Source organism: Pseudomonas sp. 18058 (assembly GCF_902706155.1).
GTDB lineage: Bacteria > Pseudomonadota > Gammaproteobacteria > Pseudomonadales > Pseudomonadaceae > Aquipseudomonas > Aquipseudomonas rustica.
Genome location: NZ_CACSJY010000077.1, coordinates 1 through 20,065 on the forward strand (window position 1 = coordinate 1; position 20,065 = coordinate 20,065).

A 20,065-nucleotide genomic window follows, 5' to 3' on the forward strand; every position below is an offset into this window, starting at 1 on the left:
CGCGAAAGCGGTGTATCAGACAAACATTTGTCACAGATACACCGCTTTCGCGAGCAAGCCCGCTCCCACATTTAGATCGCTGTCATCTTCAAGTAACTTTTCTGACTTAATCTCCCCGGCAATCCCCTTGGCTTGATTCGGTGCCGGCATGACCCTGCGTGTTCTGTGCGTCTTTCTCTTGAGTGCGTGGCTGACGGTGTCCGCCGCCGGTTTGCCGGTGCCCGACGATGGGCCGGCGTTGCGCATTCAGGGTTCCAACACCATCGGCGCCGAACTCGGCCCGGCATTGGTCGAAGGTCTGCTGCAACAGCAAGGCCTGCTGAACATCCACCGCGAAACACCGGGCACCGCCAACGAACTACGCATTGTTGGCCAGACGGCTGAAGGCAAACGCGTGCTCATCGACGTCGCCGCGCACGGCTCCAGCACCGGTTTCACCGCCCTGAAAAACGCCAGCGCCGACCTCGCCGCCTCCTCCCGCGAAATCAAGGACAGCGAGCTGCTCAGCCTGCAATCCCTCGGCGATCTGAAAAGCGCCGCCGCCGAGCAAGTCATCGCCATCGATGGCCTGGCGATCATCCTTCACCCCGAAAACCCGTTGCAGCAACTCGACACCGAGCAACTGGCGCGGATCTTCGCCGGCGAAGTGAAAAGCTGGGAAGACCTCGGTGGTCGCGGCGGTGCGATTCATTTATATGCACGGGATGATCAGTCCGGCACCTACGACACGTTCAAGGAATTGGTGCTCAGTCGTCGTGGGAAAACGCTGAGCAGTGCGGCGAAACGTTTCGAATCCAGCGAGGAATTATCCGACGCAGTGAGTAGTGATCCGCAGGGCATTGGATTTATCGGTTTGCCTTACGTGCGTCAGGCCAAAGCCGTGGCGATTGCCGATGGCGCGTCGCAATCGATGCTGCCGCTCAACAGTCTGATCGCCACCGAGGACTATCCGCTGTCTCGGCGACTGTTCTTCTATCTGCCGCCGGACAGCAGCAATCCATGGGCAAAAGCGCTGGTGGCGTTTGCGCAAAGTCGTCAGGGTCAGGAGATTGTTGCGCGCAACGGTTTTATCAGTCAGACCGTGCACGCCATGACGGTCGCGCCGAATGCGCTGATGCCCGAGGGTTATCAATCCCTCAGCCGTCACGCCCAACGTCTGACGGTGAACTTCCGTTTTGAAGAAGGCAGCGCGAGTCTGGACAACAAGGCGCGTCAGGATCTGGCGCGGGTGTTCGACTATATAAAGCGCCATGACAAGACCGATCGTGCGGTGACGCTGGTGGGCTTTGGTGATGTAAAGGACGACCCGGCGCGTGCGGATCTGTTGTCGAAGTTGCGGGCGATGGCGGTGCGACGGGAGTTGGTGAAGAGCGGCGTGGTGTTGCGCGAGGTGCGCGGGTTTGGCGCGCAGATGCCGGTGGCGACCAACAGTGCGGATGAGGGAAGGATCAAGAATCGGCGGGTTGAGGTTTGGGTGTATTGATATCCGCCAGATCGTTCCCACGCTCCGCGTGGTAATTCCGCCATGGACGCTCAGCGTCCACTGTGACGCGGACCGTCACGGGATGCATTCCCACGCAGAGCGTGGGAACGATCAAATGTTCAGGCCCCTTCGCGAGCAGGCTCGCTCCCACATTGGATGTGTGAACGCCACAGATCCTGTGGGAGCGAGCCTGCTCGCGAAGAACGATAACGCAGTGCTGGATCAGCGCTCGCTACGCAGCATTTCCTTCGGCACGTATTTGCCGATCTCAAACTTGCCAATCGCCGCACGGTGCACTTCGTCAGGGCCATCGGCCAGACGCAATGTCCGTTGCATCGCATACATATAAGCCAGCGGGAAATCGTTCGACACCCCTGCCCCGCCATGCATCTGGATCGCCCGGTCGATCACGCGCAGCGCGACGTTCGGCGCAACCACCTTGATTTGCGCAATCTCGCTTTTCGCGATTTTGTTACCCACGGTGTCCATCATGTACGCCGCTTTCAGCGTCAGCAGGCGCGCCATGTCGATCTCCATCCGCGAGTCGGCGATCTTGTCGATGTTCCCGCCCAGACGCGCCAGCGGTTTGCCGAAAGCAGTACGGCTTACCGAACGTTTGCACATCAATTCCAGTGCACGCTCAGCCATGCCGACCGAACGCATGCAGTGGTGAATCCGGCCTGGGCCAAGACGACCTTGGGCAATTTCAAAGCCGCGTCCTTCACCCAACAGTACGTTTTCGTACGGCACACGTACGTTGTCGAACAGCACTTCGGCGTGACCGTGAGGCGCATCGTCGTAGCCGAACACTGGCAACGGACGAACGATTTTCACGCCCGGAGTATCGACTGGCACGAGGATCATCGAGTGCTGCGCGTGACGCGGTGCATCGGGATTGCTCAGGCCCATGAAGATCAGAATCTTGCAGCGCGGATCGCAAGCACCGGACGTCCACCATTTTTTGCCGTTGATCACCCACTCGTCGCCATCACGCACGGCGCGGGCGGCCATGTTGGTGGCGTCGGAGGAGGCAACATCGGGTTCGGTCATGGCGAACGCCGAGCGGATCTCGCCGCGCAGCAGCGGTTCCAGCCAGCGTTGTTTTTGCTCTTCGTTGGCGTAACGCACCAGCACTTCCATGTTGCCGGTGTCCGGTGCCGAGCAGTTGAACGGCTCCGGGCCGAGCAGTGAGCGGCCCATGATTTCTGCCAGTGGCGCGTATTCGAGGTTGGTCAGGCCGGCACCCAGTTCCGACTCAGGCAGAAACAGATTCCACAGGCCTTCGGCTTTGGCCTTGGCTTTGAGTTCTTCCATGATCGCGGTCGGCTGCCAGCGATCGCCTTCGGCAACCTGGCGCTCGAACACGGCTTCGGCCGGGTAAACGTAAGTGTCCATGAACGCGGTTACGCGCTCACGCAGTTCTTGCACCTTGGGCGAATAAGCGAAATCCATGAGCAGCTCCCGATGGTTAAGGCAGTTCTTCAGCAGAGGTTGTTTAGGTCATGCAATCGATGCTAGAACAGCGCTGATAATTTACCTAGCCTATTCTCGGCGTGTATAAACATTCATCACCGATATATGATCGGCTGATTGCCAGCCCCCCAAACACCGCACTAAATAACAAGAGAAGCCGCGTTATGAATCTGAGCAAGGTCGACCTCAACCTTTTCATCGTCTTCGACGCGATCTACACCGAAGCCAACCTGACCCGCGCCGGGCAGATTGTCGGCATCACCCAGCCGGCGGTGTCCAACGCGCTGGCACGGCTGCGCGAAACCTTCAACGACCCGCTCTTCGTGCGCACCGCCCAGGGCATGGTGCCGACGCCGATGGCGCAGAACATCATCGGCCCGGTGCGTAACGCGCTGTCGCTGCTGCGCGTGTCAGTGCAGGAAAGTCGTATTTTCAACCCGGCGCAAGCGGTCAAGACCTACCGCATCAGCATGACCGACCTTACCGAAGCAGTGATTTTGCCGCCGCTTTTTCAACGCCTGCGCCGTCTGGCGCCGACCGTGATTATCGAAAGTTTCCTGTCGAAACGCCGTGAGACCACCAAGGAACTGGCGGCCGGGCGTCTGGATTTCGCTGTGGATGCGCCGCTCAACACCGACCCACAAGTGCGCCACGTCAAGCTGATGGAAGACCGTTATGTGTGTGCGATGCGCAAGGGCCATCCGATGGCGGGCAAGGAAAAGCTGTCGCTGGATGATTATTTGTCGCTGACCCATATCCATATTTCCAGCCGCCGCAGCGGTCTGGGCTATGTCGATCTGGCACTGGGCAAAATGGGCATTCAGCGCAAGATCGCCCTGCGCTCGCAGCATTATTTGATGGCGTCGCAGGTGATGCAGCAGACGGATATGGTCATGACCGTGCCGGAGCGCTTTGCCCGCCGGCATGAACTGCAGGCGTTTAATCTGCCGGTGAATGATGTGCCGCCAGTGGAGACGCATCTGTATTGGCATGAAAGCACTGACCAGGATCCGGCGAATCGCTGGATGCGCGAGCAGATGATTGAGTTGTGCCAGCAGGTGACGGCGCAGGAGAAGAAGCTGGATAAGCAGGTGGTTTGAGGAAAGATCAAAAGATCGCAGCCTTCGGCAGCTCCTACATTTGGAATGCGTTTTACTGTAGGAGCTGCCGAAGGCTGCGATCTTTTTCTTGCTTGACGTAAACGTCAACCTGCCATTAGCTTAGCGCCAAGACCTTTTTCCGAGCGCTTCCATGAGCAGCCAGACTTACAGCATTTCCGACCTCGCCCGCGAGCTGGACATCACCACCCGGGCGATCCGCTTTTATGAAGAGCAAGGCCTGCTCAGCCCTGAGCGCCGTGGCCAGGAACGCATCTATTCGCCGCGTGACAAGGTCAGCCTGAAGCTGATCCTGCGTGGCAAGCGCATCGGCTTCTCCTTGGCCGAATGCCGCGAACTGATCGAACTCTACGACCCGTCCAGCGGTAACACCAAACAGCTCAACAGCATGCTGGCGAAAATCACCGAGCGCCGCGAGCAACTGGAGCAGCAGTTGCTGGATATCGAGCAGATGAAACTGGAGCTTGATACCGCTGAAGAGCGCTGCGTGCAGGCGCTTGAACAAACCCTCAAGAGCCAGCAGGCGATCTAACCGACAACACAAATCCCCTTGTAGGAGTGAGCCTGCTCGCGATAGCGGTGTGTCAGATAATATTTGTTCGACTGACACCCCGCTATCGCGAGCAGGCTCACTCCTACAAAGGATCTCCACGAATTCAAAAGAGCAGGTCAACCGCCATGTCCCTCCCCTCCCAAGTACGCCTGATCGAAGTCGGCCCGCGCGATGGCCTGCAGAACGAAGCCCAACCCATCAGCGTCGCCGACAAGGTGCAACTGGTCGACGCGCTCAGCGCCGCCGGCCTTGGCTATATAGAAGTCGGCAGTTTCGTTTCGCCCAAGTGGGTGCCGCAAATGGCCGGTTCCGCTGAAGTGTTCGCGCAGATCCAGCGCAAACCCGGCGTGACTTATGGCGCACTGGCACCGAACCTGCGCGGTTTTGAGGATGCGAATGCTGCCGGGGTCAAGGAAGTCGCGGTGTTCGCTGCCGCGTCCGAAGCCTTCTCGCAGCGCAACATCAACTGCTCGATCAGCGAAAGCCTGACGCGCTTCGCCCCGATCATGGAAGCGGCGAAGCAACACGGTGTAACCGTGCGCGGTTACGTGTCCTGTGTGCTCGGTTGCCCGTACGAAGGCACCGTCGCACCGGAGCAGGTGGCGATGGTCGCGCGCGAGCTGTACGCGATGGGCTGCTACGAAGTTTCGCTAGGCGACACCATCGGCACCGGCACTGCTGGCGCGACTCGCCGTTTGTTTGAAGTGGTTTCGGCGCAGGTGCCACGGGACAAACTCGCCGGGCATTTCCACGACACCTACGGTCAGGCGATGGCCAACATCTACGCCAGTCTGCTCGAAGGCATTTCGGTGTTCGACAGCTCTATCGCGGGCCTCGGCGGCTGCCCGTACGCCAAAGGTGCGAGCGGTAACGTTGCCACCGAAGACGTGGTGTACCTGCTCAACGGCCTCGGCATCGAGAGCGGAATCGACCTGGACGCTTTGATTGCCGCGGGTCAGCAGATCAGCGCGGTGCTCGGCCGCCCGAGCGGTTCGCGCGTGGCGAAGGCGCGCAGCGCACAGTGAGGGGAGATGGTGTTACCGCTGTGTCCGGAATGTGGGCTCAAGCGAGTAACACGGAAACAAATTGTCTGGATTGGCCTGATCGAAAAATCCTACAAAATCACAAACCATTGATTTACAAGGCTTTTTAAAAGTTGGCACGCGTAATGCTATCTCTATGGCATAACAAGAATAAAAAGCAGCAAACCAATAAAAATAAGACGTACCGACTCTGACATAACAAAAACAACACGGCAGAGACGCAGCTAACAGATTTTTTTGGAGAAGGTGTGCTTTTCAGGGTGCTCTCAGGAGTGACCCGCAACCGGGCAGAGAACAATAAAACTACCTTCAGGTAGCTCCCGAATCGGTTGGATCGTTTAACGAGAAAGCAGATCAGCGCTCAAAAAAATACGTTTGCTCTTGACCCCGGATGGGGGTCGCCAAAAACAGCGGTAAAGGGCCACGGTTGCCAAAAACAACAAAAGACCGACCCTCAATAATAAAAAAGAGCACGCGACGACAAAATTAAAGGGGAGCCTCGGCTCCCCTTTGTGCTTTCTGCAATTCCAGGTTTTAAAAGATCGCAGCCTGCGGCAGCTCCTACACCGATCCCCTGTAGGAGCTGCCGCAGGCTGCGATCTTTTGATCTTCACCGCACCATTTTTAGTTCTTCGATGCTTATTTCGCGCATCCTGAATTTCTGGATCTTCCCCGTCACCGTCATCGGAAACTCTTCGACGAATTTGAAGTGCCGTGGCGTCTTGAAGTGCGCGATGCGTTCCTTACACCAGGTTTGCAACTCCAGCTCGGAGGCGTTGTGGCCGGGATGGAATTTGATCCAGGCGACAATCTCCTCGCCGTAACGCGAGCACGGAATGCCGATCACCTGCACATCCGCCACCGCCGGATGGGTGAAGAAAAACTCTTCCAGCTCACGCGGATAAACGTTCTCGCCGCCGCGAATGATCATGTCCTTGTTACGTCCGGCGATGTTGACGTAACCCTCCTCGTTCATGCTCGCCAGGTCGCCGGTGTGCATCCAGCCCGCGTCATCGATGGCTTCAGCGGTGGCTTGCGGGTTTTGCCAATAGCCGAGCATCACGCTGTAACCACGGGTGCAGAGTTCGCCGATGGTGCCGCGTGGTACGAGGTTGCCGGCCTCGTCGATGATCTTGCTTTCCAGTTGCGGCTGAGTTCGACCGACCGTGGTCACGCGCAGTTCCAGCTCATCGTTGGGGCCGGTTTGCAGCGACACCGGGCTGGTCTCGGTCATGCCGTAGGCGATCTGCACTTCGCTCATGTGCATCTCGCTGATGACCCGGCGCATCACTTCAATCGGGCAGGTGGCGCCGGCCATGATCCCGGTGCGCAGGCTCGACAGGTCGAATTCGGCGCGTTGCGGTTGATCGAGCATGGCGATAAACATGGTCGGCACGCCGTAGAGGCCGGTGGCTTTTTCTTCGGCGACGGTCTGCAGGGTCAGCAACGGATCGAAGGCGTCGTTGGGGTAAATCATCGTGCTGCCGTGGGTGACGCAGCCGAGATTGCCCATGACCATGCCGAAGCAGTGATACAGCGGCACCGGGATCACCAAGCGATCGTGCGGGGTCAGGCCGATGCTTTCGCCGACCATGTAACCGTTGTTGAGGATGTTGTAGTGGCTGAGGGTCGCGCCTTTGGGGAAACCGGTGGTGCCGGAGGTGTATTGAATGTTTACCGGTTGATCGAAGTGCAGGCTGTTGCTGCGTTCACTGAGCTGTTGCGGGGTGACGCTGGCCGCCATATCAGTCAGTTGCGACCACGGCAGGAAACCTGATGGCGGTTGCGCGTCGAGACTGATCACGCCGCGCAATTCTGGCAGGCGCTCGCTGCACAGTTGGCCAATGGATTGCTCGGCCAGTTCTGGCACCAATCCTTGCAACATGCCGTGGTAGTTCGACGACTTGAACGCGCCGGCGCAGACCAGCCATTGGCAGCCGGATTGTTTGAGCACGTATTCCAGTTCGGAGCTGCGGTAGGCCGGATTGACGTTGACTAGGATCACACCGATTTTCGCCGTGGCGAACTGAGTGATGCACCACTCAGCGCAGTTCGGTGCCCAGATGCCGAGGCGATCGCCGGCCTGTAAACCCAGGGCGAGCAGCGCTCTGGCGTGCACGTCGACGGCATCGGCCAGTTGTCGCCAGGAATAACGCAACTGCTGATGGCGCACGACGAGCGCTTCGCCGTCGGGATATTGCGCGACGGTCTGATCGAACTTCTGCCCGATGGTCATCGCCAGCAAGGTTTTGTCCTGTGAGCCACGGGTGTAGCTGCGCTGCGGGTTTGCACTGGGTTGATCCATGACGACCCCTATTGTCTTTATTTATGGGTTGCCGACGGTCACTTGTAGGAGTGAGCCTGCTCGCGATCTCGATCCATTAGCCAACACTTACGTCGACTGACACGACGCGATCGCGAGCAGGCTCACTCCTACAAAAACTAATCAGCTTTCAATCTTGAACTGCCCCTACTCTCGCTCAAGTTGACGTTAACGTAAAGGGTGATTGACAGCCATTCGTCACAGGCTTACGTTAACGTAAAGGTGAGAGCCGAGTGACCGCCCTCCCCACCCTACAAAAAAGCCAAAAGGTGACCCATGAGCTATCCCTCCCTGAATTTTGCCCTCGGTGAAACCATCGACATGCTGCGCGATCAGGTTCAGTCCTTTGTCGCCAAGGAGATCGCTCCGCGTGCGGCGCAGATCGACAGCGACAACCTGTTCCCCGCCGACATGTGGCGCAAATTCGGTGACATGGGCCTGCTCGGCATTACCGTGCCGGAAGAGTACGGCGGCGCGGGTCTGGGTTACCTCGCGCACGTCGTGGCGATGGAAGAAATCAGCCGTGGCTCGGCCTCTGTGGCGCTGTCCTACGGCGCGCATTCGAACCTCTGCGTCAACCAGATCAATCGCAACGGTAACCACGAACAGAAAACCAAGTACCTGCCGAAGCTGATCAGCGGCGAGCACGTCGGCGCATTGGCGATGAGCGAACCGAATGCCGGTTCCGACGTGGTTTCGATGAAATTGCGCGCCGATAAACGCGGTGACCGTTACGTCCTCAACGGCAGCAAAACCTGGATCACCAACGGCCCCGACGCCAACACTTACGTGATCTACGCCAAGACCGATCTGGAAAAAGGCCCGCACGGCATTACTGCGTTTATCGTTGAACGTGACTGGAAAGGCTTCAGCCGCAGCACCAAGTTCGACAAGCTCGGCATGCGTGGCTCCAACACTTGCGAGCTGTTCTTCGATGACGTCGAAGTGCCGGAAGAAAACATCCTCGGCGTGCTCAACGGTGGTGTGAAAGTGTTGATGAGCGGCCTCGATTACGAGCGCGTCGTGCTCTCCGGCGGCCCGACCGGGATCATGCAGTCGTGCATGGATCTGATCGTGCCGTACATCCATGACCGTAAACAGTTCGGTCAAAGCATCGGCGAGTTCCAGCTGATCCAGGGCAAAGTCGCCGACATGTACACCCAACTCAACGCCAGCCGCGCTTATCTCTACGCGGTTGCGCAGGCTTGCGAACGTGGCGAAACCACGCGTAAAGATGCCGCCGGCGTAATCCTTTATACCGCTGAGCGCGCCACACAAATGGCCCTCGACGCGATCCAGATTCTCGGCGGTAACGGTTACATCAACGAATTCCCGGCGGGCCGTCTGCTGCGCGACGCCAAGCTGTACGAAATCGGCGCTGGCACCAGTGAGATCCGTCGCATGCTGATCGGTCGCGAACTCTTCAACGAAACGAAATAAATTTCGTCAGCTGCGAGCTGCAAGTTTCAAGCTGCAAGAGAACAGCTTTAACTTGCCGCTCCAAGCTTGCAACTCGTAGCTGCTTACGGAGTAAGCCATGATTCTGCATACACAGCTCAATCCTCGTTCAGCGGAGTTCGCCGCCAACAGCGTGGCGATGCTCAAACAGGTCGACGCCCTGCACACCCTGCTCGCCCAAGTGGCGCAGGGTGGTGGCGCGAAAGCTCAGGAGCGTCACACCTCGCGCGGCAAATTGCTGCCGCGTGAACGCATCAACCGTTTGCTCGATCCGGGTTCACCGTTTCTGGAGATCAGCCAACTGGCCGCCCACGCTGTGTATGGCGAAGACGTGCCGGCGGCCGGTGTGATTGCCGGGATCGGCCGGGTCGAAGGCGTCGAATGCATGATCGTCGCCAACGACGCGACGGTTAAGGGTGGCTCGTACTACCCGCTGACTGTGAAAAAACATCTGCGCGCACAAACCATCGCGCAGCAGAATCGTCTGCCGTGCATCTATCTGGTCGACTCCGGCGGCGCCAACCTGCCGCGTCAGGACGAAGTGTTCCCGGATCGCGAGCACTTCGGGCGGATCTTCTTCAACCAGGCCAACATGAGCGCGATGGGCATTCCGCAAATCGCCGTGGTCATGGGCTCGTGCACCGCGGGCGGTGCTTACGTGCCGGCGATGGCGGACGAAGCAATCATGGTGCGCAATCAGGCGACGATTTTTCTCGCCGGGCCGCCGCTGGTGAAAGCTGCGACCGGTGAAGTGGTCAGTGCCGAGGATCTGGGCGGCGCCGATGTGCACTGCAAGATTTCCGGGGTCGCCGACCATTACGCCGAGAGCGACGAACATGCCCTCGCCCTCGCCCGCCGCAGCGTTGCCAACCTCAACTGGCGCAAGCTCGGCGAAGTGCAACAGCGCGCACCGATAGCGCCGCTGTATGCCAGCGATGAGTTGTACGGTGTGGTTTCCGCCGACGCCAAGCAGCCGTTCGATGTGCGCGAAGTGATTGCACGACTGGTCGACGGTTCGGTGTTCGATGAGTTCAAAGCGCTGTTCGGCACCACGCTGGTTTGCGGTTTTGCGCATCTGCACGGTTACCCGATCGCGATTCTGGCGAACAACGGCATCCTCTTCGCCGAAGCCGCGCAGAAAGGCGCGCACTTCATCGAACTGGCCTGCCAGCGCGGCATTCCCCTGCTGTTCCTGCAAAACATCACCGGCTTCATGGTCGGCCAGAAATACGAGGCCGGCGGCATCGCCAAACACGGCGCGAAACTGGTGACGGCCGTGGCTTGCGCCAAGGTGCCGAAATTCACCGTGATCATCGGCGGCAGTTTCGGCGCCGGTAACTACGGCATGTGCGGCCGCGCTTACGATCCGCGTTTTCTGTGGATGTGGCCGAATGCGCGGATCGGCGTGATGGGCGCTGAACAAGCGGCCGGCGTGTTGGTGCAGGTCAAACGCGAGCAGGCTGAACGCAGTGGCCAAAGCTTCAGTGCCGAGCAGGAAGCCGAGATCAAGCAACCGATCCTCGACCAGTACGAAGAGCAGGGTCACCCCTACTATTCCAGCGCACGGCTGTGGGACGACGGCGTCATCGACCCGGCGCAGACCCGCGATGTGCTGGCCCTGGCCTTGTCCGCGTCGCTGAACGCGCCAATCGAACCGAGCCGCTTCGGCGTGTTCCGGATGTGATTCGATTCTGTAGGAGCAAGGCTTGCCCGCGAAGGCGATGTGTCAGTCACATCAATGGTGGAATGACTACTTTCGCGGGCAAGCCTTGCTCCTACAAGAACCGTGGAGACGGATGAATATGAGCGACTTCAACACCCTCGAACTGCAAAACGACCCGCGCGGTTTCGCGACGCTGTGGCTCAACCGCCCAGAGAAAAACAACGCGTTCAACGCCGAGATGATCCGCGAACTGATCCTCGCCCTCGACAAAGTTGCCAGCGACGCGAGCCTGCGTTTCCTGCTGGTGCGCGGCCGTGGCAAGCACTTCAGCGCCGGCGCCGATCTGGCGTGGATGCAGCAATCGGCCGAGCTCGATTACCACACCAACCTCGATGACGCCCGCGAACTCGCCGAGCTGATGTACAACCTCGCCAAGCTGAAAATCCCCACCGTGGCCGTGGTGCAAGGTGCGGCATTCGGGGGCGCGCTGGGTTTGATCAGTTGCTGCGACATGGCGATCGGCGCCGACGACGCGCAGTTCTGTTTGTCGGAAGTGCGCATCGGTCTGGCGCCGGCGGTGATCAGTCCGTTCGTGGTGCAAGCCATTGGCGAACGTGCAGCGCGGCGTTATGCGCTGACCGCTGAACGTTTTGGCGGTCAGCGGGCACGGGAAATCGGTTTGTTGTCCGACAGCTATCCGGCCGCTGAACTGGAGCAACAGGTCGAACAGTGGATCAACAATCTGCTGCTCAACAGCCCCGCTGCCATGCGCGCCAGCAAGGATTTGTTGCGTGAAGTCGGCAACGGCGCGCTGACCCCGGCGCTGCGCCGCTACACCGAAAATGCCATCGCTCGCATCCGCGTCAGTCCGGAAGGTCAGGAAGGTCTGCGGGCCTTTCTGCAAAAACGTCCGCCGAGCTGGCAATCCGAAACCACCACCAAGGAGCCGCGTTGATGAGCGCACCTGTTCTCACCACCCTGCTGGTGGCCAACCGTGGCGAAATCGCTTGCCGCGTGATGCGCACCGCCAAAGCGCTGGGCCTGACCACCGTCGCCGTGCACAGCGCCACCGACAGTGAGGCGCGGCACAGCCGTGAAGCGGATATCCGCGTCGATCTCGGCGGCAGCAAAGCGGCTGACAGTTATTTGCAAGGCGACAAACTGATTGCGGCGGCCAAGGCCAGCGGCGCGCAGGCGATTCATCCGGGTTACGGCTTTCTGTCGGAGAACGCCGGGTTCGCCCGTGCGATTGAAGCGGCAGGGCTGATTTTCCTCGGCCCACCGGCCTCGGCCATCGACGCGATGGGCAGCAAATCGGCGGCCAAGGCGTTGATGGAAACTGCCGGCGTGCCTTTGGTGCCGGGTTATCACGGAGAAGCGCAGGATCTCGAGACCTTCCGTGCTGCCTGCGAACGCATCGGTTATCCGGTGTTGCTTAAGGCTACGGCCGGCGGCGGTGGCAAAGGCATGAAGGTTGTTGAAGAGGTCAGCCAGCTCGCCGAAGCACTCGCCTCCGCTCAGCGTGAAGCGCAGTCGTCGTTCGGCGATTCGCGAATGCTGGTGGAGAAATATCTGCTGAAACCGCGTCACGTCGAAATTCAGGTGTTCGCCGATCAGCATGGCAATTGCCTGTACCTGAATGAGCGTGATTGCTCGATTCAGCGGCGACATCAGAAAGTCGTCGAAGAGGCGCCGGCACTGGGCCTGTCCGCTGAAATGCGGCGGGCGATGGGTGAAGCAGCTGTGCGTTCGGCGCAGGCGATCGGATATGTCGGCGCCGGCACAGTGGAGTTTCTACTGGATGCGCGTGGCGAATTCTTCTTTATGGAGATGAACACGCGCCTTCAAGTTGAACACCCGGTGACCGAGGCGATCACTGGTCTGGATCTGGTCGCCTGGCAGATTCGCGTGGCGCGGGGTGAAGCGCTGCCGATCACCCAAGAGCAGGTGCCGCTCAATGGCCATGCGATTGAAGTGCGCTTGTATGCCGAAGACCCTTCGAATGATTTTCTGCCGGCCACCGGGCGTCTGGATTTGTATCGCGAGTCGGCTGAAGGGCCTGGGCGTCGAGTGGACAGCGGCGTTGAGGAAGGTGATGAGATTTCGCCGTTCTACGACCCGATGCTCGGCAAGCTGATTGCCTGGGGCGAGGATCGTGAACAGGCGCGCCTGCGTTTGTTGAGCATGCTCGATGAATTTGCGATTGGCGGGTTGAAGACCAACATCAACTTTCTGCGGCGGATCATCGCGCATCCGGCGTTTGCGGCGGCGGAACTGGATACCGGGTTTATTCCGCGCTATCAGGAGCAGTTGCTGCCAGCGCCGAGCGAATTGAGTGACGGGTTCTGGCAGGCGGCGGCGCAGGCGTTTGCGCAGAGTTTGCCGAACGTTGTGCGGGCGGATGATGCTGCTTCACCGTGGTCGCGGAACAGCGGATTGCGCGCGGGTTTGCCTCGGGAAATTACCCTGCATTTGAGTTGCGAGGGGCAGGATCGGGCGTTGACGCTGGGGGCTGGCGGTGATGCAAAACTGCTCGGCGATTCGCTGGTTGTTGAACACGAAGGCGTGCGTCGGACCTTGCGGGCTATTCGTCAGGGTGATGCGCTGTATCTGCAATGGGAAGGCGAGTTGCGTCGCGTCGAAGCTTACGACCCGATCAGTGCGGTGGAAGCAAGTAACAGTCATCAGGGCGGTCTGACGGCACCGATGAACGGCAGCATCGTGCGGGTCTTAGTCGAGGCCGGGCAAACGGTCGAAGCCGGTGCGCAACTGGTGGTGCTGGAAGCGATGAAGATGGAGCACAGCATCCGTGCGCCGCATGCTGGGGTGATCAAAGCGCTGTATTGCCAGGAAGGCGAAATGGTCGGCGAAGGCAGCGCTTTGGTTGAACTGGAAGCAGTGTGAATAAACAGACCGATCCTACGCCTGGCGAGGATCGGTCTGACTAGAAGCGCGCCGTTGCCTGCACCACCACGCCGAGGATTCGACACTCCTCGGTGAACAAGGCTTTCGGCCACGTCGGATTGAGCGGTATCAGGTAACGCTGGCCGCCCTCTTCGTCGAGCTTGCGAAAAATCGCTTCATGGCTGTCCGACCACTGGGCGATCACCAGTTTGCCGGGCACTGCCTCTGCCTCCGGATCGACCAGAATCAGCATGCCTTCAGGGATGCTCGTGCCTTTGGGCGCGGTCATCGAATCGCCTGACACCCTCAGCCAGAACGCAGCGCCGCGAGCGTGGTAATCCGTCAGCTCGAAGCGTTTTCTGTCCTCGGGTTTGCCGTAGGGCTGCGGCGCACTTTCCCGCGCTTGCAGTGGCGCGTTCCAGTCGCTCACCGGGTAGCGGAAGTAAGGGTTGTATTTCTGCGTCAGCGGCATGTCGTCGTTCGCCACGGGCTGCGGCTCGCGAATGACCATCGCCACTTCGAGAAAATCCATGCCCAGCGCTTGCAGCACGCGGTTCATCTCCGCGACGCCCGGTTCACGACGTTTGTTCAGCCAATGGCCGATGCCGCCCTGGGACATGCCAACACGCTCTCCGAGCTCCGTTTGAGTGATTTTGAGTTCACTCATTTTGGCCTTGACCAACTCAATCCATTTATCCATGTGCGGCACCTTACGCGTGACGCCTTCGGCCAGCAAAACACAAATTGTCGTATTTAAATTCTGGTCACAACTACGCATCGTACTATGCTGATCGCACGGACAGTTAATCAAACAAGGAGTGGCCCTTCATCATGAACATCAGCAGCAAAGACTTGCCCGACCTGCAAATGGACACCACGTTCACCTCGCCCCAAGGCAACGCCGCCGCGCAACGAGCGCTCGACTATTACTTGAAACCAACTGTGTCGACACCCGAGGTCGATGAGCGTTTTTTCGACGTCAACCGTCATGTCAGCGGCGAAGAAGCACTGGTACACGCCTCCGACCTATTGCGCTGCGCAGCCGCCACCGCTTTCAAGGCAGCAGAAAACCTGCAAGGCGCGAGTCGCGATCTGGCATTTTCGGTGGTGCACATGGTGGATATGGCGCGGGCGATGGTCGACCACTCGCTGGATGGCGATGAAGTCTGAGGAACGGGGGTTAGAACGGATGGGAAAGAATTTTCCAATCGCGCAGATAAAAACATTTGACTTGCAAATGATAATGATTATTATTGCATGCAGCTGATCGCGAGATCAGTCGATGGACCAGAGACCTTAGGTCGGTCTTCTGGACTATCTCCTCATCAGGCTAATCACGGTTTTTGACCCGGATTTTTTCCGGGTCTTTTTTTTACCCGTTTTTCGGGCTTGTGGCTTCAGGCTAATGAAGTCTTTAGGTGCTGCAAATTCGATGGCGCGGATAATATCAAAAGAATATCGATTGGCAAGCCAAGCCCGGCCGCATTGGGGCAAACTAACGACAAATAGCACTTGAGAATCAATCGCATAATCTCTAAGCTGCCTCCGCGTCATGGAGGACGCCCCCGCCACAACCCCGCAATTCCCCTCGGTTTCAGCCCAATCTTGTGTAAAGTATCGGCCATAACAATCCTGATCAGGAACCGATATGACCGTGGCCAAATCTTCGTTCGACATCAGCGCCAATTTCGACAGCGGCAACATCCAAGTCATCGACATCAGCAATCCGCTCAGCCCGGTTCTGGCCATCCGCCCGGACACGCGCAGCGCCCATTTTCAGTGGTTCCACTTCAAGGCCAGCGGCTTGCACGTCGGCCAGGAACACTGGTTCCGTTTGAACAACGCCAGCCAGTCCTCGTACAACAAAGCCTGGGATGGCTATCAAGCCGTGGCCTCCTACGATCACGTCAACTGGTTCCGCGTACCAACAATTTTCGAAGGCGATTGCTTGCGCTTCTGCCTCGAAGCCACGCAGACCCACGCCTGGTTCGCCTACTTCGAACCGTACAGCCGTGGCCGTCACGACTGGCTGATCGAGCAGGCGCTGACCAAGGCCGGCACTGAACTGCTCGCCACCGGCAAAAGCGTCGAAGGCCGCGACATCCAGTTGCTGCGCAAAGGCTCGGGCGCTGAAGGCCAGCGCAAAGTCTGGATCATCGCCCAGCAACACCCCGGCGAGCACATGGCCGAATGGTTCATGGAAGGCATCATCGAACGTCTGGAACGTCACGAAGATCCGGTGCTGAACAAGCTGCTGGCCAGCGCCGATCTGTACCTGGTGCCGAACATGAACCCGGACGGCGCTTTCCACGGCCACCTGCGTACCAACGCCATGGGCCAGGATTTGAACCGCGCCTGGCAGAACGCCAGTCAGGAAGTCAGCCCCGAGGTACTTTTCGTACAGCAGCAGATGGAAAAGTACGGCGTCGATCTGTTCCTTGACGCACACGGTGACGAGGAAATCCCTCACGTGTTCACCGCCGGTTGCGAAGGCAATCCGGGTTACACGCCGCGCATCGAGAAGCTTGAAGAACACTTCCGCAGTCACCTCAAGCACACCACCAAAGACTTCCAGACCAAGTACGGCTATGTTCGCGACGAACCGGGCCAGGCCAACATGACCCTGGCTTGCAACAGCGTCGGCCAGAAATACGACTGCCTGTCGCTGACCCTGGAAATGCCGTTCAAGGATCACGACGACCATCCCGACAAAGAAACCGGCTGGTCGGGCAAACGCTCGAAACAACTGGGCAAAGACGTGCTGACCACCATCGCCGACATGGTCGACACCCTGCGTTGATCCCGTGCTCTCCCCGCAAATAAAAAGATCGCAGCCTGACTGCGATCTTTTGCTTCAGGCCGTAGCTTTACGCGCCGGCCCGCCCCCTGACTCGATCAATGACGATCGCGACCGCGCAACATGCTGTCGAGTACTTCATCGCGGCGCACCCAGCCATGAAACAGCGCCGCCGCCAGGTGCAGCAGCACCGTCAGAAACAGCAGGTACGCCAGATAACCATGGGCCTTGCGCAGCAACGCAAACAACTGCGCATCGGCCGGCACAATCGACGGCAACTGCAGCGTGGTGCTGAGCATCACCGGTTCGCCAGAAGCGCTGATCATCGCCCAACCGAGCAGCGGTAACACCAGCATCAACGCGTACAACAACAGATGCGAAGCCTTGGCCGCCAACACCTGAAAGTCCGGCAGATCCGCTGGCAAAGGGGGTTGGCGCGTGGTCAAACGCACCAGCAGACGCACGACAACCAATACCAGAATCGCAATGCCCAACGGCTTGTGCAGATGGATCAGCCATTCATGCCGCTCTGAAACAGACGTCACCATCCCCGCGCCAATAAACAGCATGGCGATGATCATCAGCGCCATCAGCCAGTGCAGCAGTCGCGCCAACAATACGAAATGCGTCGGTTGAGTTCTCATGGACGAGCCTCCTGTTTGGCGGCGGGCAACTGGCTGACTTCGCTGGTGCGACGCAGGTAAGAATCGGCGTAACCGGCGGAGCGCGCGGCGAGCAACGGATCGGCACTGCCTTGAATCCCGGCCGGCAACACCAGCGGGTCGTAGTTGATGTCGCGGCACTCGCCACTGAGTTGTGGCTGGGTTTTCTCCAGCACCAAGGTGCCGGCGTTGACCAATTTGCGCCCCGCCGGCCAGGTTTTACTGGCGTCGTTGACCGGATCCTCAGGATTGGCCAAGGTGATATTCAACTGAAACCGCAGCGGTGCGGCGGCCAGTTTTTGCACCAGATCCTTCTCAAGAAAATCGCCGCCCTCAGGTGCCGTCGCCCCCGCTGCATCCTGCGCCAACGGCGTCATGCTCCAGCGCACGGCCTGCTTTTTGCCGCTGGCGTCGACCAGATAAAACGCGTTGACGCTGTTATAGGTTTCCGTGGCGTAACTGGCCGACGGCTTGGCGGTCTTCACCCACGTCAAAAACGGCACCGCTTCCGGGTGCGAGGCGAAAAAGGCAGGCACCTTGCTCGGATCCGGTTTGCCCGTCGCAGGATCCGGCGACTGCGCCTGTTGCAATTGATAGAACGCCTCGGGCGTGCCGACCGGGAACACCGGCATGCTGTTCATCCCGGTGCGCCACTGCTGCCCGTTGGCCTGAGTGAAACGCAGCGCCAGGCTGCGAATCGGCACGCTGCTGTCCGGCGCATAAGGGTTGCCCGCCGGCAGTGCGAAACGCCCAACCACCGGGGTACTCGGATCATTGAACACCTGGGCGGTGGAGAACACCCGCGCCTCGCCGCTGCTCTCGAAATGGCCGATCACGCAGACGCCTTTGGCATGATTACGGCGAAATCCCGGGTGCACGCCGTTGTTCTTTTCCAGCACATCGACCAAGGCTTTTGGCGTCAGACGTTGGGGGTCAAAGTTGCCATGCACGTAGGCAAACGCCCCGGCTACGGCGGCGACCACCACGGCGATGCCGCCCAGACGCAAGATCAGGCTCGCGGCACTCAAGGGCGGGCGCTGCGGCCTTACGGGCGGGGCAGCGTTGGGGGATGAGCGATCAACCATGAACGACTCCAGGGCCATCGGCCACGAGTAGGAAGAATCAGCAAGACGCGCCCCGTCGGGGTTTATTCCACAGCCCGGTATTTATTTTTCCGAACGTGGAATAACCTGCCACGGCGGACGTCTCCCTAGTCCACAGCGTAGTGACTAGCAGAACTTCATGAGCGAATTCGACGAACAGTTGAGAGAAATCATTCCCAGATTGCGCCGCTTTGCCGTGTCGTTGACGCGCAACAGCAGCAGCGCAGACGATCTGGTGCAGGCGAGCCTGGAGCGCGCCCTGTCGAGTTGGGGCGATAAACGTGCCGACGGCGATTTGCGAGCCTGGCTGTTTGCGATCCTCTATCGACAATTTCTCGACGCCCATCGCCGCTCCCGGCGCTATGCGCGGATGCTCGAATTTTTCACCGGACGTGACGACGCCGAACCCTCGGTCGAACGCACAGTGATCGCCCAATCGACCCTGCAAGCCTTCGACCGACTGCCGACTGAACAGCGCGCCCTGCTGCTGATGGTCTCGGTCGAGGGCCTGACTTATAAAGAGGTCGCCGAGATTCTTGGCGCCCCGATCGGCACCGTGATGTCGCGCCTGTCCCGCGCCCGCCAGGCCTTGCGCCAACTCAGCGACGGCGAAATCAGCAGCCCTTCTTTGCGGATACTCAAATGATCAGCCTGCCTCCCAGCGAGCGTGATTTGCACGCCTACATCGACCACCAACTCAGCGACGCCGACCGGCGTGTGCTGGAGACCTGGCTGGCCGCTCACCCGGATGAAGCCGCGCAAGTGCGCGCCTGGCAACAGGACGCCCAGCAACTGCGCGCGGCCCTCAGCGGCGCGTTGCAGCAACCAGCCAATCCGGAGCTTGACCCGGCAATGATTCGTCAGCGCCGCCAACGCCAGTCACGGCGCCATCTGGCCAGTGCGGCGATGTTGCTGATCGCGGTCAGCATCGGTGGTTTCAGTGGTTGGCAGGCACGGGAAATGACCCTTGTGCGTTCTTCGATGTTGCCGATGACCGACGCCCTTCAGGCCTATCGATTGATTGCCCAGCAAGGCATGTTGCCGGCGGATTACAAGGTCGACAGTGACGGCGACATGCAGCGTTGGCTTGATCGATATTTCAATCAGGCCAGCCGTTTGCCGGATCTGAAAGCGGCCGGGTTTGAACCGGTCAGCGGGCGCCTGCTGAGCACCGATGAAGGCCCGGCGGCGATGGTGCTGTATGAGGATGGCAGCGGGCACAAAGTGAGTTTTTACGTGCGTCCGCCGGGGCCGAAGAACACCTTTTTGCCGCGCGGTAGCCGCAGTGATGGGGATTTGCAGGCTGAGTACTGGTCGGGTGGCGGGTACAACTATGCGGTGGTGAGCCCGACGGATTCGCCGGCGGCGCAGCAACTCAAGCAATCACTGCAATTTTGAAAACACCACAGAACCCTGTGGGAGCGGGCTTGCTCGCGAAGGCGTCGGATCAGCAGCATTTATTCTGAATGACACACCGCCTTCGCG

The 20,065-nt window shown here is 59.3% G+C and carries 17 protein-coding genes; 12 read left to right on the forward strand and 5 right to left on the reverse strand.

All coding sequences use genetic code 11. The features are described from left to right. Positions 1-148 precede the first annotated feature (148 nt). A complete protein-coding gene (locus tag GVL50_RS26280) occupies positions 149-1,483 on the forward strand; it encodes a substrate-binding domain-containing protein (protein WP_159815579.1) in 1,335 nt (444 codons plus the stop codon). Between the two features lie 222 nt (positions 1,484-1,705). On the opposite strand, the gene GVL50_RS26285 is transcribed toward GVL50_RS26280, so the two are convergent. Further along, complete coding sequence (locus GVL50_RS26285; protein ID WP_159815580.1) at positions 1,706-2,935, reverse strand: acyl-CoA dehydrogenase; 1,230 nt, start codon at positions 2,933-2,935, stop codon at positions 1,706-1,708. A gap of 185 nt (positions 2,936-3,120) precedes the next feature. Between GVL50_RS26285 and GVL50_RS26290 the strand changes: the two genes are divergently transcribed. The 3 genes from GVL50_RS26290 to GVL50_RS26300 all read left to right on the forward strand — a co-directional run bounded on the left by GVL50_RS26290 (position 3,121) and on the right by GVL50_RS26300 (position 5,652). Further along, positions 3,121-4,056, forward strand: a complete 936-nt coding sequence (locus tag GVL50_RS26290; protein ID WP_007917233.1) for a LysR family transcriptional regulator — start codon at positions 3,121-3,123, stop codon at positions 4,054-4,056. 151 nt (positions 4,057-4,207) lie between these two features. Continuing rightward, positions 4,208-4,606 (forward strand): MerR family DNA-binding transcriptional regulator, encoded by a 399-nt coding sequence (locus GVL50_RS26295; protein WP_007917234.1) that lies wholly within the window; start codon positions 4,208-4,210, stop codon positions 4,604-4,606. A 146-nt stretch (positions 4,607-4,752) separates the two neighbouring features. Then, complete coding sequence (locus GVL50_RS26300; protein WP_159815581.1) at positions 4,753-5,652, forward strand: hydroxymethylglutaryl-CoA lyase; 900 nt, start codon at positions 4,753-4,755, stop codon at positions 5,650-5,652. Between the two features lie 628 nt (positions 5,653-6,280). Here the strand turns inward: GVL50_RS26300 and GVL50_RS26305 are convergent. Next, a complete protein-coding gene (locus tag GVL50_RS26305) occupies positions 6,281-7,975 on the reverse strand; it encodes an AMP-binding protein (protein WP_159815582.1) in 1,695 nt (564 codons plus the stop codon). A 294-nt stretch (positions 7,976-8,269) separates the two neighbouring features. On the opposite strand from GVL50_RS26305, the gene GVL50_RS26310 reads away from it, so the two are divergent. From GVL50_RS26310 to GVL50_RS26325, 4 genes are all read left to right on the forward strand, one after another. Continuing rightward, positions 8,270-9,433: an isovaleryl-CoA dehydrogenase gene (locus GVL50_RS26310; protein WP_159815583.1), complete on the forward strand. Its 1,164-nt coding sequence runs from the start codon at positions 8,270-8,272 to the stop codon at positions 9,431-9,433. A gap of 97 nt (positions 9,434-9,530) precedes the next feature. Next, a complete protein-coding gene (locus GVL50_RS26315; protein WP_159815584.1) occupies positions 9,531-11,135 on the forward strand; it encodes a carboxyl transferase domain-containing protein in 1,605 nt (534 codons plus the stop codon). 118 nt (positions 11,136-11,253) lie between these two features. After that, entirely contained in the window at positions 11,254-12,069 is an 816-nt protein-coding gene (locus GVL50_RS26320; protein WP_159815585.1) for a gamma-carboxygeranoyl-CoA hydratase, read from the forward strand. After that, the gene (locus GVL50_RS26325; RefSeq protein ID WP_159815586.1) at positions 12,069-14,018 is read left to right on the forward strand and encodes an acetyl/propionyl/methylcrotonyl-CoA carboxylase subunit alpha; all 1,950 of its coding nucleotides are present in this window, start codon (positions 12,069-12,071) and stop codon (positions 14,016-14,018) included. Before GVL50_RS26320 ends, GVL50_RS26325 begins: the two co-directional genes overlap by 1 nt. A gap of 40 nt (positions 14,019-14,058) precedes the next feature. Here the strand turns inward: GVL50_RS26325 and GVL50_RS26330 are convergent, their stop codons facing one another. After that, positions 14,059-14,718 carry a LexA family transcriptional regulator gene (locus GVL50_RS26330; RefSeq protein WP_159815587.1) on the reverse strand — a complete coding sequence of 220 codons (660 nt, stop codon included), beginning with the start codon at positions 14,716-14,718 and terminating at the stop codon, positions 14,059-14,061. A 131-nt stretch (positions 14,719-14,849) separates the two neighbouring features. Between GVL50_RS26330 and GVL50_RS26335 the strand changes: the two genes are divergently transcribed. Both GVL50_RS26335 and GVL50_RS26340 read left to right on the forward strand, forming a co-directional pair. Continuing rightward, the gene (locus GVL50_RS26335) at positions 14,850-15,188 is read left to right on the forward strand and encodes a DUF6124 family protein (protein ID WP_053121713.1); all 339 of its coding nucleotides are present in this window, start codon (positions 14,850-14,852) and stop codon (positions 15,186-15,188) included. A 478-nt stretch (positions 15,189-15,666) separates the two neighbouring features. Further along, positions 15,667-16,818, forward strand: a complete 1,152-nt coding sequence (locus GVL50_RS26340; RefSeq protein ID WP_159815588.1) for a M14-type cytosolic carboxypeptidase — start codon at positions 15,667-15,669, stop codon at positions 16,816-16,818. Between the two features lie 95 nt (positions 16,819-16,913). Here the strand turns inward: GVL50_RS26340 and GVL50_RS26345 are convergent, their stop codons facing one another. Next, positions 16,914-17,459, reverse strand: coding sequence for a cytochrome b (locus GVL50_RS26345; protein ID WP_053121720.1), 546 nt, complete (start codon positions 17,457-17,459; stop codon positions 16,914-16,916). After that, a complete protein-coding gene (locus GVL50_RS26350) occupies positions 17,456-18,562 on the reverse strand; it encodes a catalase family peroxidase (protein WP_159815589.1) in 1,107 nt (368 codons plus the stop codon). The genes GVL50_RS26345 and GVL50_RS26350 overlap by 4 nt, the downstream gene beginning before the upstream one ends. A 157-nt stretch (positions 18,563-18,719) precedes the next feature. Between GVL50_RS26350 and GVL50_RS26355 the strand changes: the two genes are divergently transcribed. Beyond that, on the forward strand, positions 18,720-19,226 hold the full coding sequence (locus tag GVL50_RS26355; RefSeq protein ID WP_053121724.1) for a sigma-70 family RNA polymerase sigma factor: 507 nt from the start codon (positions 18,720-18,722) through the stop codon (positions 19,224-19,226). Next, on the forward strand, positions 19,223-19,978 hold the full coding sequence (locus GVL50_RS26360; protein ID WP_159815590.1) for an anti-sigma factor: 756 nt from the start codon (positions 19,223-19,225) through the stop codon (positions 19,976-19,978). Before GVL50_RS26355 ends, GVL50_RS26360 begins: the two co-directional genes overlap by 4 nt. Positions 19,979-20,065 lie beyond the last annotated feature (87 nt).

Coding starts and splice junctions, on each gene's coding strand:
- GVL50_RS26280 (WP_159815579.1), top strand. CDS start 149: ATGACCCTGCGTGTTCTGTGCGTCTTTCTCTTGAGTGCGTGGCTGACG.
- GVL50_RS26285 (WP_159815580.1), bottom strand. CDS start 2,935: ATGGATTTCGCTTATTCGCCCAAGGTGCAAGAACTGCGTGAGCGCGTA.
- GVL50_RS26290 (WP_007917233.1), top strand. CDS start 3,121: ATGAATCTGAGCAAGGTCGACCTCAACCTTTTCATCGTCTTCGACGCG.
- GVL50_RS26295 (WP_007917234.1), top strand. CDS start 4,208: ATGAGCAGCCAGACTTACAGCATTTCCGACCTCGCCCGCGAGCTGGAC.
- GVL50_RS26300 (WP_159815581.1), top strand. CDS start 4,753: ATGTCCCTCCCCTCCCAAGTACGCCTGATCGAAGTCGGCCCGCGCGAT.
- GVL50_RS26305 (WP_159815582.1), bottom strand. CDS start 7,975: ATGGATCAACCCAGTGCAAACCCGCAGCGCAGCTACACCCGTGGCTCA.
- GVL50_RS26310 (WP_159815583.1), top strand. CDS start 8,270: ATGAGCTATCCCTCCCTGAATTTTGCCCTCGGTGAAACCATCGACATG.
- GVL50_RS26315 (WP_159815584.1), top strand. CDS start 9,531: ATGATTCTGCATACACAGCTCAATCCTCGTTCAGCGGAGTTCGCCGCC.
- GVL50_RS26320 (WP_159815585.1), top strand. CDS start 11,254: ATGAGCGACTTCAACACCCTCGAACTGCAAAACGACCCGCGCGGTTTC.
- GVL50_RS26325 (WP_159815586.1), top strand. CDS start 12,069: ATGAGCGCACCTGTTCTCACCACCCTGCTGGTGGCCAACCGTGGCGAA.
- GVL50_RS26330 (WP_159815587.1), bottom strand. CDS start 14,718: ATGGATAAATGGATTGAGTTGGTCAAGGCCAAAATGAGTGAACTCAAA.
- GVL50_RS26335 (WP_053121713.1), top strand. CDS start 14,850: ATGAACATCAGCAGCAAAGACTTGCCCGACCTGCAAATGGACACCACG.
- GVL50_RS26340 (WP_159815588.1), top strand. CDS start 15,667: ATGACCGTGGCCAAATCTTCGTTCGACATCAGCGCCAATTTCGACAGC.
- GVL50_RS26345 (WP_053121720.1), bottom strand. CDS start 17,459: ATGAGAACTCAACCGACGCATTTCGTATTGTTGGCGCGACTGCTGCAC.
- GVL50_RS26350 (WP_159815589.1), bottom strand. CDS start 18,562: ATGGTTGATCGCTCATCCCCCAACGCTGCCCCGCCCGTAAGGCCGCAG.
- GVL50_RS26355 (WP_053121724.1), top strand. CDS start 18,720: ATGAGCGAATTCGACGAACAGTTGAGAGAAATCATTCCCAGATTGCGC.
- GVL50_RS26360 (WP_159815590.1), top strand. CDS start 19,223: ATGATCAGCCTGCCTCCCAGCGAGCGTGATTTGCACGCCTACATCGAC.